Genomic DNA, 15873 nt, shown 5'->3' with positions numbered 1-15873 from the left:
ACGGAGAGGTTTTGGCGGCATTGAAGCCGCCAGGGATTGTTAGTGTTTTTGCCACTGCTGGTATTCACGCTTGAGCCGCTGTGGTGCAGTTTCTGGCATCATCAGCAAGCCAATTATTGAGATAACACCCAAAACAATGACGTAGGTTGCAAGTCCGTAATAATGGCCACCTGTAACTTGCAGAATCTTCACCGCCACCAGGCCAAGGATCCCGCTACCAATAAGAGATCCCATCTGCCAAATCAATGCAATACCGCTACAACGAATATGGGTCGGGAACAGTTCAGGGAAATATGATGCCTGTGGGGCATAACACATACTGTGCCCTACGCTCAGAACCAAAATCATCACTAACTGAGTAAGCCAGAAACTATCCTGATTAATAGCAAGGAAGAATGGAACAATCATAATAACTTGAATCAACGCCCCAATAATATAAACTGGTTTGCGCCCGATTTTATCACATAGCGATCCCATCAGCGGTATTGCAATAATTTCTATTATTACAGCAACAATCATTGCTTCCATCAAAATATTAGCATCGAGATTATTTGCCTTACCATAGGCCAAAACAATGACTGTAAACATCGCAAATGTACACGCTTCGATCAATTTTGCGCACACTCCCTTTACAACAATTCCGGGGAAATCACGAATAACTTCAACCAATGGGCGAGATTCTTCAGCCTTGGTCTCACGAATTTGAGCGAACACTGGCGATTCATCAATTTTTAAACGAATAAACAACCCTACAATAACCAGTAGCAGACTTAACAGGAACGGTATACGCCACCCGTAGTCCATCATCGCCTCTGGAGAGAGCGTGGCATTCAATAAAGCAAACAGAGCTAATGGAAGCAGAAAACCAACTGGTGCACCGATTTGAACCCAACTGGAGAAGAATCCACGATGCTTTGGTTCAGAATATTCAGCTGTCATCAATACCGCACCGGCCTGCTCACCGCCAACACCAAAGCCTTGTAACACACGAATAAAGATAAGCAATGCTGGAGCCCAAATACCAATTTTTTCATACGTCGGTAACAGCCCAATACAAAACGTACCTAACCCTACAATTAATATTGTAATCACCAGCGCTTTTTTACGGCCAACCTTATCGCCGATATGACCAAAAACAATTCCACCTAATGGCCGCGCTAAGAAACCAACTGCATATGTTGCAAAAGCAGCAAGAGTACTAATTAAAGGATCGTCACTTGGGAAAAATAGATGTCCAAAAAAGAGTACCGCTGCCGTTCCGTATGCAAAAAAGTCATAATATTCTGCAGCGGTCCCAATTGCAGATGCACTGGCTACTCGGCGAATAATAGTTTTATTACCTGCACCACTTTTAACTTCGACTGAACTAACCATAGGTTTTTTTTACCTTTTATAGGGTATTGGGTTAATCAACATCTTTCGTGCGTACACATTATGCTTACCCGTTTCCCAGGGTGCCGTCTCCTATCCGGGTAATCGGTAGACAGTCCGGGTCGGACGGGTATTTTTCCCTCAGCACTCGTCAAACTTATTACTCAGCCCGGATGTCACTAAGGTGCGTACAGCCATTATCTAAGGTTTAACTACGGGAAAAAACGTCGAGCATCTGTTCGGAATAGCGCTTGTACTCCCGGAAGCCAAAGTTCGGTACCCACAGGTCAAATTAGCCTTAGGCGAAGTGCGTTCTACGACCGGGAGGCCATTTTTAATATCAATAAATACATTTCAGATATAAACAGAGATGATAATGGCGCGGAGCCTGACTCTGTTTTTAAATATACTGACCGGATTTCTGTTCTTCACGCAACAGGGCAGTATCAGCCGCATCGTTAGCCAGGCTCAGATCGCGGTCGCGTACTTCCGGCATCAGGGATGCGGCAAGCAGGCCGATAACCGAATAACTCACCAGCATCACCACGATGGGCAGCCACGAGTCGGTCATATTACAGAAAATACCCGCCAGCACCGGGCCGAAGCCAACGGCAACCAGTCCCCCCATCTCTTTTGAGATAGCCATTCTGGTGAAGCGATTACGCGATCCAAACAGCTCGGCCATCGTAATATTTTCGAGCGCAAACAGACCCAGCACCGCCACGTTATGGATCACAACCAACGAGGCCATAATGGTGCTCACGCTGTGGCTTTTATCCATGATAATCGCCAGCATCGGATAGGCTAAAATAATCGCGGAGATATTCACGATAATATATGGAATGCGCCGCCCTACCTTATCTGAAAGCCAGCCCAGCAGCGGAATCGTGATAAAACCAATCACCGAACTAATCATTAACGCATCTGTTGGGATCGCTTTATCAAACAGCAGGGTTTGCACCAGATAGCCCGCAAGAAAGGTTTGAATCAGCCCCGAGTTGCCCGCCTGGCCGAAGCGCAGGCCCGTTGCCAGCCAGAACGATTTACTCTTCAGCATCGCGCCGAAGGTATTCTCCTGGATGCTGGCGGCGCTCTGCCGGCTGCCGCCCTCGGCGACTTTTTCGAATACCGGGCTTTCTTTGAGGTTTAAACGCAGCCAGATGGCGAAGATCATCACCACCACGCTGGCAAGGAACGGAACGCGCCAGCCCCACGCCACCAGCTGCTCACGGTCGAGCAGGAAGAACATCACCGCCCAGATAGCCGTGGCGCTGAGGGTGCCGCAGTTGGTTCCCATCGCCACCAGCGAGGAGATAATCCCGCGCTTACCTTTCGGCGCATATTCTGCCAGCATCGTGCCGGCCCCGGATATTTCCGCTCCGGCCCCCAGCCCCTGAATCACGCGCAGGGTAACCAGCAGCACCGGTGCCAGGATCCCCACCTGGGCATAGGTCGGCAAAACGCCGATTAGCGTCGTACATATGCCCATCATGGTGATCGTAATAAAAAGCACTTTCTTCCGGCCGATGCTATCGCCCATTTTGCCGAAAATAAACGCCCCGACGATGCGGGCAACATATCCTGCGCCGTAGGTCCCCATCGCTAAAATCAGCGCCATCGCCGCGGATTGCTCGGGGAAGAATATTTCATGGAATACCAGCGCGGCGCCTAAAGAGTAAAGCTGGAAATCCATAAACTCCAGCGCGGTGCCTAACCAGCCGGATACAGCCGCGCGGATGAGATCGGAGGTTGTTCTCTCATTCTTTACTGTCGTCATCTTTATAATCTCTAATTGTGTAGGATATAGAGTCTGGCGTTGTATTGAGTGTCAGAAGGTTAATAAAACCTTACAGCAGCTCTTCCTGTCATTTTCAAATAGCTCAATTGCCTCAGCGACCTGTTGATAGTCAAAGGCATGGGTAATTAACATCTCTGGATTAATGAGCCCCTGCTCCAGCCATTGCAGAACAACCGGGAATTTATTGGCGTTAAGCCGCGAGGAAAATATCGACAGCTCTTTACCGGTAATACCCTGTTGCGCCACCTGGGACGGTTCAGTGGAGAACCCCATCAGGACAATTCTGGCCGCCGGCGACGCCAGCGTAACCGCCTCCTGGAGAATTGTCGGGTGGCAGGCGGCGTCGATAATCAGCGTTGGCTTCACCTGTAATACCTCAGCTAATGACGCTTCGCCGTTATTGATCGCGCGGTCCGCGCCGTTGCGTTTTGCCATCTGCAAACGCTCTTCGATTCGGTCAACCACAATGACCTGGCCGACTTTGTACACCTGCTTGAGTACCTGGATGGTGGTTAAGCCCATCGGGCCGGCGCCGTAAACCAGCGCCACATCCTGCCCGGTCGGCGTCACTTGCCCGGTCACGTTGGCGGCGATAGTGAAGGGTTCAACCATCACCGCATGCCTGTCCGGAACGCTGTCCGGCACCCGCCAGGCGTTTTTCGCCGGCACCACCGCATACTCGCTGAAGCCGCCGTCCCGATGCACGCCGAGCACCACCAAAGAGGTGCAGACGTTCGGTTTGCCTACCGAGCAGGGATAGCAGTGTCCGCAGCTGATAACCGGGTCCACGCACACCCGCTGACCTATGGCTTTATCCGCCACATCGGCGCCGACGGCATCGATAATGCCGAAAAACTCATGGCCGATAACGCGCGGGTATTTTGCAAAGGGGTTGTGGCCGCGATAGATATGGCTATCCGAACCGCATATTCCCGCCAGCTGCACCTTGACCCGAACTTCCCCTGCGGCAGGCTGTGGAAGCGTGCGCTCTTCGATAACCAGCTCATTTGGCTGGCGAATAACGATACTTTTCATTTTATTCTCCTTACCAGTTCCACAATGTGCCGTCTTCTAACCGGGCAACCGGCAGGCAGGCCGGATCGTAGGGATATTTCGCCGCCAGCTTCTCGTCAAACTCAATTCCCAGCCCCGGCTTTTCCCCTGGGTGCATATAGCCACTGTCGAACGTCCAGCTATGAGGGAAAACGTCGAGCATCTGTTCGGAGTAGCCCATGTACTCCTGCACGCCAAAGTTCGGTACCCACAGGTCGAAGTGCAGCGCCGCCGCCATACAGACTGGCGACAGGTCGGACGGCCCGTGGGAGCCGGTGCGCACCTGATAGAGTGAAGCAAAATCGGCGATACGGCGCATGCCGGTGATCCCGCCGGCGTGGGTCACGGTGGTACGGATATAATCAATCAGCTGCTCCTCTATCAGCTGCTTGCAGTCCCAGATGCTGTTAAAGACTTCCCCCACCGCAATGGGCGTCACGGTATGCTGGCGGATCAGGCGGAAGCACTCCTGGTTTTCTGCCGGAGTCGGGTCCTCCATCCAGAACAGGCGATACTCCTCGATGCTCTTGCCAAAGCGCGCGGCTTCGATCGGCGTCAGGCGATGGTGCATGTCATGTAACAGGTGTTCATTGAAGCCAAATCTTTCGCGCACGGCGGCGAACAGCTGCGGGGTAAAATCAAGATACTTCTCCGTCGACCACAGCTGCTCTTCCGGCCACAGGCCCTTGGTCGCCGGCTCGTAGGCCTGCCCTTTACCTTTTGCCATCCCGTAGGTGGTCTTCATTCCCGGAATACCGCACTGCACGCGGATGGCCTTAAAGCCCATCTCTTTGTGGCGGGCATAATCATCCAGCACTTCGTCAATGGAGTGGCCCGTGGTGTGGCAGTAAACCATTACCCCTTCACGGGATGCCCCGCCCAGCAGCTGATACAGCGGCATCCCCGCCGCCTTCGCTTTAATATCCCACAGGGCCATATCGACGGCGGAGATGGCCGACATGGTCACCGGGCCGCGGCGCCAGTAGGCTCCCTTGTAGAAGAACTGCCAGATATCTTCGATACGCTGGGCATCGCGGCCGATAAGCTGCGGGCAGAGGTGATCCTGCAGGTACGATGCGACGGACAGCTCACGGCCGTTTAAGGTGGCATCCCCCAGCCCGACGATCCCGTCATCGGTCGTAATTTTTAGCGTAACAAAGTTACGTCCGGGACAGGTGACGAAAACTTCAGCGGCAACGATCTTCATCTTTTTTTATTCCTTACATCTCTGCGGTTAGTGAATAAAATTAAATCACCAGACCTACTACCATACAAGTATGATGATCGAAAAAGATGTCATCGATCACATTAATGCCCGGGCGTGACGCGGCGGTCATTTGCGAAAGAAAGGCGGAAAACAGAGGAGGAAACGGGCACAATGCCGCGCGAACGGCGCGGCGTTTGCCCTACGCCGCAGCTGACGGTTGGGCTAGGCGCGGCCCCACCCGGCGACGATAATCAGCATTCCGCACAGCGCAATAACGGCGCCGGCCCAGTCATAATGGCTGAGCTTAACGCCGTCAACGAAGCGCAGCCACAGCAGCGCGGTGCAGACATATACTCCGCCGTAGGCGGCGTAAACGCGCCCGCTCGCCGCCGGGTGCAGGGTCAGCAGCCAGACGAACATAACCAGCGCGAGCCCGGCGGGGAGCAGCAGCAGCGGCGTGGCGCCCCGCTTTAGCCAGAGCCAGGGTAAATAGCAGCCGAGGATTTCGCACAGGGCGGTCGCAAAAAAGAGCAGCGTGGTTTTAAGCATTAAAGATACGTAAATAGCGCAGAGAATGGCGCCATTCTACGCGATAATTGCTCCGCTCCCACTTCCTTTTGCCGGGTATGCCGTAGAAAAGAGATGTAGTAAACTCATATTAAGGGCTAACCCTTTTTATCACTCAAAGGAAACCGTGATGAAAATGACACTGAATAAACGCTGGTGCCTGACCGCCATGCTGGCGCTGAGCGCCGCGGCTTACACCGCATCGTCTTTTGCCAAAACTGACACGCTGGTGATTGAATCCGGCGATAGCGCGCAGAGCCGTCAGCACGCCGCCATGGAAAAAGAGCAGTGGAACGATACCCGCTCTTTACGCCATAAGGTCAACACCCGCACCGAGAAAGAATGGGATAAGGCCGACGTCGCTTTTGATGCCCAGGATAACTGCCAGAAAAGCGCGAACGTCAACGCGTACTGGGAGCCGAACACCCTGCGCTGCCTCGATCGCCGCACCGGCCGCGCGGTAGCACCGTAACCCGTCACGCATGGCGCCTGCGGGCGCCATAATCCACTATTATCTCCAGCATTGCTGCACAGGAACTCCCATGACTGACGCTCATACCGTCAAGCTGCGCCCGCTAGAGCGCGAAGATCTCCGTTTTGTTCACCAGCTCGATAACAACGCCAGCGTGATGCGCTACTGGTTTGAAGAGACGTATGAGGCCTTTGTCGAGCTCTCGGACCTCTATGACAAGCATATTCACGATCAGAGCGAACGCCGGTTTGTGATTGAGTGCGACGGCGAAAAAGCCGGACTGGTCGAGCTGGTTGAAATTAACCACGTCCACCGTCGCGCCGAGTTTCAGATTATTATCTCCCCGGATTATCAGGGGCGAGGTCTTGCTACCCGCGCCGCTAAGCTGGCGATGGACTACGGCTTTACGGTACTCAACCTCTATAAGCTGTACCTCATCGTCGACAGCGAAAATGAAAAAGCGATCCACATCTACCGCAAGCTTGGGTTTATGGTGGAAGGCGAACTCATTCACGAGTTTTTCATTAACGGCGAATATCGTAATACCATTCGGATGTGCCTGTTCCAGCACCAGTATCTTAGCGAACATCGCACGCCGGGCCCGACGCTGCTGAAGCCAACCGCTCAGTAGTATTCGATGCTATTTTTGATGGTGTAGCGGCGCGTTAACGGCGGCTGCACGCTTTCATCGACAACCTGCAGCTCGCACTTCACCGGGTTGTCGTGACCATCGTAGTCGCAGGTCTGCCGCACGCTGCCAAGCTCACGATCGTTAAAGGTGCTCACCGCCGTGTAGTCCAGCTTTTTACGCGGATCGGCCGCCGGCGTTGAGACCACCGTAAAGCGCTGATCTTTGGCGGTGGTGGTTTTGCCTAGCGGATAGCCTTCGTCATCGTACCGGTAGCTGGCCGTGGTCTCTTTGCCTCGCGCGGTCACCACGAAGCCATTATCATCCGTTTCCCAGCTCATCCCCGCCGACGGCATTTCGGCAAGCTGACACTTACCCTGCAGACGCAGGCGCTTTTCCCGCGTTTGCGCATCGAGATAGTAGTTCGCGTCAAGCAGCAGCGTCGCGCCGGTGTTGTTTTCGCGATCCTGGAAAGCCAGCAGATCGAAGCAGCCCTCGCTGGATAATCGTCCGCTGACCTGTTTCACCACTTCATCATGTTCATCGAGCAGCGTCTGGCTGAAATCTTTCACCGGGCCACGCAGCGGATCAAATTCAAATTCGTTGGAGAAACTCGCCATTTCAGGCGTAAAAGCCTGCGGCGCGGATTTATTGTCGCAGGCGCTGAGCGCCACGGCCGCCAGTACCAGTAAAAACAGTTTGTTCACGCCCGGTTCCTTCTGTGTACATATGCAATCATATTAGCAAATACAATTGTTTACACCAGTTCTGCTATGCTTAGATCTGGATGACGTTAATAAGGAGTTTATGATGAAAATATCACCCTGGCTATGCGCGGCTCTGCTGCTGGGTTCGACATCAGCGCTTGCCGCACCGGATTCCTGCGAACGCGTAAAAAACGATATTCAGCAGAAAATTATCAATAACGGCGTACCGGCGACGGGCTTTAGCCTGAGCATTGTCCCCAGCGACCAGCCTGACCAGCCCGGCACCCAGGTTGTCGGACATTGCGCCAACGACGCCTATAAAATTACCTATACCCGCGGCGCCGGTACCGACAGCGAAGCGCAGTAGCTCTCCGCTGCTTCAAGTGAAGGATATTATCCCTGGGTTGACCAGGGATAATATCCACCTACCTCTATATAAGTATTATTACTCTCCCGTCCGCACGAATTAAGCCACCGGCGGAATTTCATCATAATAACAATCAGGGAGTGAGTAATGTCTGATCCGGAATATGATGGCGGCCTCAGCCGTCGTACCCTAATAAAATCCTCAGCGATCGGTTCACTGGCATTAGCGGCCGGCGGACTGTCGCTTCCGTTTAGCCTGCGCGGCGCGGCGGCGGCCGTTCAGCAGGCCGCCCAGGGCGAAGAGCGGGTGGTGTGGGGAGCCTGCTCGGTTAACTGCGGCAGCCGCTGCGCCCTGCGTCTGCACGTCCGCGATGACGAAGTGGTGTGGGTTGAGACCGATAACACCGGGCAGGATATTTATGGCGATCATCAGGTGCGTGCCTGTCTGCGCGGCCGCTCTATCCGCCGGCGCATCAACCACCCTGACCGCCTGAACTATCCGATGAAACGAGTCGGTAAACGCGGCGAAGGAAAGTTTGCACGCATCAGTTGGGACGAAGCGCTGGACTCCCTGGCGAGCAGCCTGCAGCGGATCGTTAAGGAGTACGGTAACGAGGCGGTCTATATCAACTACTCTTCCGGGATCGTCGGCGGCAATATGACCCGCTCGTCGCCCTCCGCTTCCCCGGTGACCCGCCTGATGAACTGCTACGGCGGCTCGTTGAACCAGTACGGAACCTACAGTACCGCCCAAATTGCCTGCGCCATGCCCTACACCTACGGCACCAACGAAGGCAACAGCACCTCCGACATCGAGAACAGCAAGCTGGTGGTGATGTTCGGCAATAACCCGGCGGAAACCCGCATGAGCGGCGGCGGGATAACCTATTATCTCGAACAGGCCCGCGAGCGCTCCAACGCCAGAATGATCGTTATCGATCCGCGCTATACCGATACCGCCGCCGGGCGTGAAGACGAATGGATACCCATTCGCCCCGGAACCGATGCGGCGCTGGTGGCCGGTATCGCCTGGGTGCTGATTACTGAAAACCTTGTCGACCAGCCGTTCCTTGATACCTGCTGCGTGGGCTACGATGAAAAAACGCTGCCCGCAGGCGCGCCGGCAAATAGCCATTATAAGGCCTACATCCTTGGCGAAGGTGATGACGGAACCGCTAAAACGCCGCACTGGGCGTCGCTGATTTGCGGCGTTCCGGTCGATCGTATCGTCAAGCTGGCGCGAGAAATCGGCAGCACCAAACCGGCCTGTATTTGTCAGGGCTGGGGGCCGCAGCGCCAGGCCAACGGCGAGCTGGCCGCCAGGGCAATCGCTATGCTGCCCATTCTGACCGGTAACGTCGGAATCAGCGGCGGCAACAGCGGCGCGCGTGAATCAACCTATACCATCACCATCGAGCGCCTGCCGGTGCTGAGCAACCCGGTGAAAACCGCCATCTCCTGCTTCAGCTGGACCGACGCCATCGAGCGCGGGCCGGAAATGACCGCCCTGCGCGACGGCGTACGCGGGAAGGATAAGCTGGACGTCCCGATCAAGTTCCTGTGGAACTACGCCGGGAATACCCTCATCAATCAGCACTCTGACATCAACAGGACCCACGAGATTCTGCAGGACGCGACAAAGTGCGAAACCATCGTGGTGATTGATAACTTTATGACCTCATCGGCTAAGTATGCCGATATCCTGCTTCCGGACCTGATGACCGTCGAGCAGGAGGACATTATTCCTAACGATTACGCCGGTAATATGGGCTACCTGATCTTTATTCAGCCCGCCACGTCGCCGAAGTTTGAGCGAAAACCGATTTACTGGATCCTCAGCGAAGTGGCAAAACGCCTTGGCGATGATGTCCTGCAAAAGTTCACCGAAGGACGAACCCAGGAGCAGTGGCTGCAGCACCTTTACGCCCTGATGCTGGCGAAAGACCCCGCGCTGCCCGGCTACGACGAACTCAAAGCAATGGGGATCTATAAGCGTAAGGATCCCGCAGGACATTTTGTCGCCTACCGGGATTTCCGCCGCGACCCGCTCGCCAATCCGCTCAAGACGCCTTCCGGTAAAATTGAGATCTACTCCAGCCGGCTGGCCGACATCGCCGCCAGCTGGCAGCTGGCGGCGGATGAAACCATCAGCCCGCTGCCGGTGTACGCCTCCACCTTTGAAGGCTGGGATGACCCGCTGCGCAGCCAGTTTCCGCTGCAGCTTTTTGGCTTCCACTATAAGGCACGTACCCACTCAAGCTACGGCAATGTCGATATTCTCCAGGCCGCCTGCCGCCAGGAGGTGTGGATTAACCCGCTGGACGCGGAACCGCGCGGGATTAAAAACGGCGATCTGGTACGCGTCTTTAACCAGCGCGGCGAGCTGCGCATTCCGGCGAAAGTGACGCCGCGCATTATGCCCGGCGTATCGGCAATGGGTCAGGGCGCGTGGCATGACGCCAACATGCTCGGCGATCGTATCGACCGCGGCGCCTGCATTAATACGCTGACCACCCATCGTCCGTCGCCGCTGGCGAAAGGTAATCCGCAGCACACCAACCTGGTTGAAATCGCCAAAGTCTGAGGAGGACGAGTATGGGAAACGGATGGCATGAATGGCCGCTGGTGCTGTTTACGGTGCTGGGGCAATGCGCTGCGGGGGCGCTTATTGTGAGCGGTCTGGGCTGGCTGTCGCTGAAAAATAACTCCGAGGCCCGGCAGCGCCTGGTGCGCAGCATGTTTTATATCTGGCTGCTGATGGGGATCGGGTTTCTCGCCTCCACGCTGCACCTCGGCTCACCGCTGCGGGCGTTCAATTTGCTCAATCGCCTCGGCGAGTCGGCGCTGAGTAACGAAATCGCCAGCGGGATGCTCTTCTTTGCCATCGGCGGCCTGTGGTGGCTGCTGGCAATAACGCAAAAAATGCCCGTCGCGTTGAGCACGATATGGCTGGCCGCGAGCATGCTGCTGGGGGGCGTTTTTGTCTTTGCGATGACCCGGGTTTACCAGATTGATACCGTCCCGACATGGTATAATGGCTATACCACCTGCGCCTTTTTTCTGACCATGCTGCTCTGCGGCCCGCTGTTTGCCGCGCTGCTGCTGCGCGCCGCCAACGTGGAGTTTGACGGCCGCGTCTTCGCCTCGCTGAGCGTTCTGGCGCTGCTGGCCAGCATCGCCATCGTCGTGCTGCAAGGTTTTGGCCTCGGCGATATTCAGAGCCCGGTGCAGCGCGCCGACGCCTTGGTTCCCGGGTACGGGAGCTGGCAAATCTGGCGCATCGCGCTGCTGGCTCTTGGCCTGGGCTGCTGGCTGTGCCCGCTGATCCGACGCACCCGCCCGCGTATCGGCGGGTTATCCCTCGGGCTGCTGCTGGTACTGGCCGGAGAGCTGATTGGCCGCGGGCTGTTTTATGGCCTGCATATGACCGTCGGCACGGCGGTTGCCGGTTAATTTTTCGCGCGTAAGGAACATGAGCATGATGCAACCCCCATTCCGCGACGCCGTCGCGCTGAGCGCCCGCACTCTGGGCGCGCTATTTTCATTTGCCCCGCAGAGCGAGCAGGCCGCCCCGCTGGTCAACGCCCTGCGCGACGGAAGCTGGCAGAGCCAGTGGCCCTATACGGTGCCCGCTACGCTGGTTGCCCGGTTCGCTGAAGAAAACGACGAGCCGCTAGCCGAGGCGTGGCAGCGCCTGTTTATCGGCCCCTGGGCCCTGCCGGCGCCGCCGTGGGGTTCCGTCTGGCTGGATAAAGAAAACGTCCTGTTTGGCGACTCGACGCTGGAGCTCAGGGAGTGGATGCGGCTGAACGGCATCGCCCGCGCCGCGCAGAATAACGAGCCGGAAGATAGTTTCGGCACCCTTCTGCTGCTGGCCGCCTGGCTATGTGAGTCCGGGCAGGACGAGGCCTTTTCGCAGCTGCTGGCCCGGCATCTGCTGCCCTGGTCGGGCCGCTTCCTGGCGGTTTTCGTCAGCGAAGCCGGACATCCTTTCTACCAGGCCCTGGGTCAGCTAAGCCAGGCAACGCTGGCGGAGTGGCAAAACGCGCTGACTCTTGCCGTCGCCGATAAACCGCTGTATCGCTAGCCTTATGACCATGCCGACGACCTCGGCATGGTCAACCCATGAGTGACAACGTCACATAAAAACTTTCCATCTCCCCCGGTGGTGGCGGCTCGGAAGCGCCTGGCGGCGTGTTTACGCCGACGCTGTTCGTCGGGCTGGCAATGGGATGCTGTTCGCCAGCTTCAGCGGCCTGTGGCGGCATAGCTCTGCAGCGGCAATTATGCTGGGTCTGGCTGGAATGGCGACGTTTCTGGCGGCAACAACGCATGCCCCCGATTATGTCGACCCTGATGATTTGTGAAATGACCGGGCAATATGCGCTCCTGCCCGGTTTGTTGAAGGCCAGCGTGCTGGCATCGGTGCTTTCCCGGACGCTACGCCAGGACTCGATCTACCGCCATCACCTCGCCTAGCCGCGCCAGGTCAATATACTGGCTCAGCTCGCGCTGCTCGGGGCGCGGCAGATAGGGCAGTTCGCCAATCAGCGGCCCCGGCAGCTTTTTGCTTAATACGTCGATGATTTCAGCGTAGTGCGCCAGCCCCGGATTAATGCGGTTGGCGACCCAGCCGATAAGCGGCAGGCCGTCATTGGCGATGGCCTGGGCGGTCAGCAGAGCGTGGTTGATGCAGCCTTCCTGAATGCCCACCACCATCAGTACCGGTAGCTGCTCCTGCACCACCCATTCGGAAAGCGGACGCAGATCGTTCATCAGGCTGCGCCAGCCGCCGGTCCCTTCAACGACCACGTGGTCAACCTGACCGCTCAGGCGCTGCAGGCCGTCAGTCAGCAGCCCGTAGTTGATCGGCCCGCTGTGCGCCACGCTACTTTCATCTTCGCTTAACGCTATGGGATTGACAGCATCATAGGGTAACGCCAGCGTCGACACGCTTTGTAAAATCAGCGCGTCTTTGTTACGCAATCCGTCCGGCGTCTCTTTGCTGCCCTTCGCCACAGGTTTATACCCGGCTACGCTTTTGCCATCAGCGGCCAGAGCCTGCAGCAGCGCACGCGAAACCACCGTCTTCCCGACGGCAGTGTCAGTACCTGTTATAAAGAAACGCTTAAACATCACTAACCCCACAGTTATATTGATGAAATATATATCCGTCAGCCCTCAGGCGGCATTGCGGTTAGCGTCCTCGCTCCCCCTGGACGCTTACCGGAGTAAGGATCGGGATTCCCTGCGTGGCGGCCTTCCTGCTGCGTGATTTTTGCGGATATATACAGAAAATGGATACTAAACTGTGGGAAAAGTCTACGCGAAGCCGATGAATGCCAGCTTGAGATAGCGCAATTTTTAGTGTGACTATGAAAAAATGTTAACCCTGTAACAGTCGTATCAGCAGCGATCCGTTATAGAGGGCATCTTTGACCAGCGCGGCACCGGCCATGGTTCCGCGGTTGGAGAACTGGGTGCTTTCGACGGTAATATGTCGGCTATAGGCCGGCAGCGACTGTTGACGAATACAGTCAGAAATAGCCGGAAACAGAATATCCGCCGCGAGGCTAAACGGAGAGCCGATAAGAATTTTTTGCGGATTGAAGAGGTTAACCATGATCGCCAGAATCCGTCCTACGTGCTGACCAACGCCGCTAATAATATCCCGGGCCAGCAAATCCCCCTGCAGCGCGGCCTGACAGAGCCACTCAACGCTCAGCGGCTGCTGGTGCAGCATTGAGCTCATCGATTTGGTCATCCGCACCTGGGTGAGTTCCAGCACGCTCTCCACGCTGGCAATGGTTTCCAGACAGCCGTGGTTGCCGCAGTAGCAGCGTTTGCCATAAGGGTCGACCTGAGTATGACCTATTTCCACCAGGCTGCTGCTCCCGGCATGCAGCAGGCGACCGTCGGTAATCACCCCGGCGCCGACGTTGTGGTCGATAACCACCTGAATCACGTCCCTCGCCCCTCTGGAGGCGCCAAACAGCGATTCCGCCATAGTCCAGGCGCTGATATCGTGCTGAATATAAACCGAAACCCCGGTATGGTTGGCCAGCACTTCGCCGAGCGGCAGATCCTTCACGTCATCATAAAACGGCATCCGATGAATGATGCCATTTTCGGTATCGATAATTCCCGGCATGGTGACGGCAATCGCGGTCAGGCGTTCCAGTTTCTTTTGATGGCGGATAAAAAAACGATCGATATGCTCAACGACCCGCGTCAGAAAAGGCTGCTCATGCTGCAGCGCCAGCTCGAGCTGCTCTTCGACCACCAGCTTGCTGCTTAAGTCCCGCAGCGCGAGGTGAATCTCTCCCCGGCTGATGCGCACGGAAAGATAGTGCCAGGCCTCGGTTTCAACCATCAGGCCCACCGCCGGGCGCCCGCGGCTGCCCGGGTCCTGGATTTCCGTTTCCTGCACCAGATGCGCTTCCAGCATCTCGCGGACAATTTTGGTAATACTGGCGGGGGCCAGCTGAGCAAAACGGGAGAGATCGATGCGCGATACCGGGCCAAGCTGATCAATCAGGCGATACACTGCTCCTGCATTGGTCTGCTTTATTTGATCGATATGGCCAGGCTGACTATCCGCTACCACCGTTGACTCCCTTTATTTTCGCGCTTCGAAATAAACTTTCAGCTATGGTGAAGCACTTCGACGGTGCACGTCAAATTTTTGCTTAGCCTTGTGATTTACTGCACAATTTTGAGCTGATTTTGTCCTAATTATGCCTTACGGCGGCGTGAAGAAGCTGTTCCCGGAAGCGCTGTGCCGCCTGCCCCTGCTCGCGATGCTTTGACCAGACCAGCCACATTTCGGAAACAGCATCCTGCTCGACGATCGGCAGCCAGCGCATTTCATTGAGCTGAACCCGCTTAAATGAGGCTGGCAGAATGGATACGCCAAGCCCGGACGACACCAGACCAATAATCGTCATCGCCTCGCCCACTTCCTGAGCTATCGTCGGCGTTAAGCCATAGCGGCGCATCAGCCCCAGAATATCGTCGTACAGCCCGGTGCCCACGTGCGGGTCGAAGAAGACAAACGGCTGACGCGCCAGCTCCGCCAGGCTGACCGCATCCTGGCGCGCCAGGGGATGATCGCTGGGCACCATTGCCAGCAGCGGTTCGCGCAGAATGCACTGCCACACCAGCGTTTCTGGCAGCTGGGTGTTGCGCATCAGCCCCAGGTCGAGCGCCCCTTCGTTAAGCGGCACAATCTGTTCCCGGGTATTGGTTTCCCGGGTCTGGATGTGCACGTCCGGATAGCGGCGGCGAAAGGTCGACAGGGTATCGGAGACGGCCTTAATAAACGGCGCCGAGGAGGTAAAGCCGATATGCAGCTCGCCGGTTTCGCCGTGGTGCAGACGCCCCGCCCGCGCGGCGGCATCCTCAACCTGGGTGAGGATCTGGCGGCTATCGGCAAGAAACTGTTTTCCCGCCGCCGTCAGGCTTACGCTGCGGTTGGTGCGGGCAAAAAGCCGGGCGCCGATCTGCTGCTCAAGGATCTGAATCTGCTGACTGAGCGGCGGCTGAGAGATATTCAGCCGCGCCGCCGCATGACCAAAGTGGAGCTCTTCGGCAACGGCAATAAAGTAGCGCAGGTGGCGCAGCTCGATATTCATATTTAAAACGTCTTATTTGAGATTATTAATATATTAGACAGAATATTTACATTTTCATACCCTAAAAATG

General features: G+C 56.1%; 15 protein-coding genes and 1 pseudogene. 7 read left to right on the top strand and 9 right to left on the bottom strand.

What is annotated here, in order from left to right; all coding sequences use genetic code 11:
* Positions 1-39: 39 nt before the first annotated feature.
* The 5 genes from NWP14_RS03850 to NWP14_RS03830 all read right to left on the bottom strand — a co-directional run bounded on the left by NWP14_RS03850 (position 40) and on the right by NWP14_RS03830 (position 5978).
* Positions 40-1374 (bottom strand): MFS transporter, encoded by a 1335-nt coding sequence (locus NWP14_RS03850; RefSeq protein WP_095103275.1) that lies wholly within the window; start codon positions 1372-1374, stop codon positions 40-42.
* Between the two features lie 397 nt (positions 1375-1771).
* A complete protein-coding gene (locus NWP14_RS03845; RefSeq protein ID WP_331834283.1) occupies positions 1772-3148 on the bottom strand; it encodes an MFS transporter in 1377 nt (458 codons plus the stop codon).
* 51 nt (positions 3149-3199) lie between these two features.
* Positions 3200-4204: a Zn-dependent oxidoreductase gene (locus NWP14_RS03840; RefSeq protein WP_331834284.1), complete on the bottom strand. Its 1005-nt coding sequence runs from the start codon at positions 4202-4204 to the stop codon at positions 3200-3202.
* A gap of 10 nt (positions 4205-4214) precedes the next feature.
* Positions 4215-5429, bottom strand: a complete 1215-nt coding sequence (gene manD, locus NWP14_RS03835) for a D-mannonate dehydratase ManD (protein WP_095103268.1) — start codon at positions 5427-5429, stop codon at positions 4215-4217.
* Between the two features lie 222 nt (positions 5430-5651).
* A complete protein-coding gene (locus NWP14_RS03830; RefSeq protein ID WP_290018672.1) occupies positions 5652-5978 on the bottom strand; it encodes a YnfA family protein in 327 nt (108 codons plus the stop codon).
* A 148-nt stretch (positions 5979-6126) separates the two neighbouring features.
* Between NWP14_RS03830 and NWP14_RS03825 the strand changes: the two genes are divergently transcribed.
* Both NWP14_RS03825 and speG read left to right on the top strand, forming a co-directional pair.
* Entirely contained in the window at positions 6127-6468 is a 342-nt protein-coding gene (locus NWP14_RS03825) for a DUF1283 family protein (RefSeq protein WP_095103264.1), read from the top strand.
* 70 nt (positions 6469-6538) lie between these two features.
* Positions 6539-7099, top strand: a complete 561-nt coding sequence (speG, locus tag NWP14_RS03820; protein WP_375214798.1) for a spermidine N1-acetyltransferase — start codon at positions 6539-6541, stop codon at positions 7097-7099.
* Here speG and NWP14_RS03815 read toward each other — a convergent pair.
* Positions 7093-7803: a YnfC family lipoprotein gene (locus tag NWP14_RS03815; RefSeq protein ID WP_095103260.1), complete on the bottom strand. Its 711-nt coding sequence runs from the start codon at positions 7801-7803 to the stop codon at positions 7093-7095. The genes speG and NWP14_RS03815 overlap by 7 nt on opposite strands.
* 103 nt (positions 7804-7906) lie before the next feature.
* Here NWP14_RS03815 and NWP14_RS03810 point away from each other — a divergent pair, with 103 nt between their 5' ends.
* The 5 genes and pseudogenes from NWP14_RS03810 to NWP14_RS03790 all read left to right on the top strand — a co-directional run.
* Positions 7907-8170 (top strand): DUF1161 domain-containing protein, encoded by a 264-nt coding sequence (locus NWP14_RS03810; protein ID WP_375215093.1) that lies wholly within the window; start codon positions 7907-7909, stop codon positions 8168-8170.
* Positions 8171-8317: 147 nt separating this feature from the next.
* Positions 8318-10753 carry a selenate/tellurate reductase subunit YnfE gene (gene ynfE / locus NWP14_RS03805; protein ID WP_375214797.1) on the top strand — a complete coding sequence of 812 codons (2436 nt, stop codon included), beginning with the start codon at positions 8318-8320 and terminating at the stop codon, positions 10751-10753.
* Positions 10754-10764: 11 nt separating this feature from the next.
* Positions 10765-11622, top strand: coding sequence for a DmsC/YnfH family molybdoenzyme membrane anchor subunit (locus NWP14_RS03800; protein WP_375214796.1), 858 nt, complete (start codon positions 10765-10767; stop codon positions 11620-11622).
* A gap of 25 nt (positions 11623-11647) precedes the next feature.
* Positions 11648-12256: a Tat proofreading chaperone DmsD gene (gene dmsD / locus NWP14_RS03795; protein WP_346431433.1), complete on the top strand. Its 609-nt coding sequence runs from the start codon at positions 11648-11650 to the stop codon at positions 12254-12256.
* 86 nt (positions 12257-12342) lie between these two features.
* Positions 12343-12648 (top strand): annotated as a pseudogene (locus NWP14_RS03790) (chloride channel protein); the annotation flags it as partial.
* Here NWP14_RS03790 and bioD read toward each other — a convergent pair.
* The 3 genes from bioD to NWP14_RS03775 all read right to left on the bottom strand — a co-directional run bounded on the left by bioD (position 12610) and on the right by NWP14_RS03775 (position 15803).
* Entirely contained in the window at positions 12610-13305 is a 696-nt protein-coding gene (gene bioD / locus NWP14_RS03785) for a dethiobiotin synthase (RefSeq protein ID WP_095103253.1), read from the bottom strand. The pseudogene NWP14_RS03790 and the gene bioD overlap by 39 nt on opposite strands.
* 250 nt (positions 13306-13555) lie before the next feature.
* Positions 13556-14776, bottom strand: coding sequence for a sugar metabolism global transcriptional regulator Mlc (gene mlc, locus NWP14_RS03780; RefSeq protein WP_095103577.1), 1221 nt, complete (start codon positions 14774-14776; stop codon positions 13556-13558).
* A gap of 124 nt (positions 14777-14900) precedes the next feature.
* Positions 14901-15803, bottom strand: a complete 903-nt coding sequence (locus NWP14_RS03775) for a LysR family transcriptional regulator (protein ID WP_331834291.1) — start codon at positions 15801-15803, stop codon at positions 14901-14903.
* Between the last annotated feature and the right edge of the window lie 70 nt (positions 15804-15873).

This window comes from Klebsiella sp. C349492 (genome assembly GCF_042055345.1).
Lineage (GTDB): Bacteria > Pseudomonadota > Gammaproteobacteria > Enterobacterales > Enterobacteriaceae > Klebsiella > Klebsiella scottii.
The sequence above is the reverse complement of the archived record's forward strand: the minus strand, read 5'-3'. Positions and strand labels throughout refer to the sequence as shown.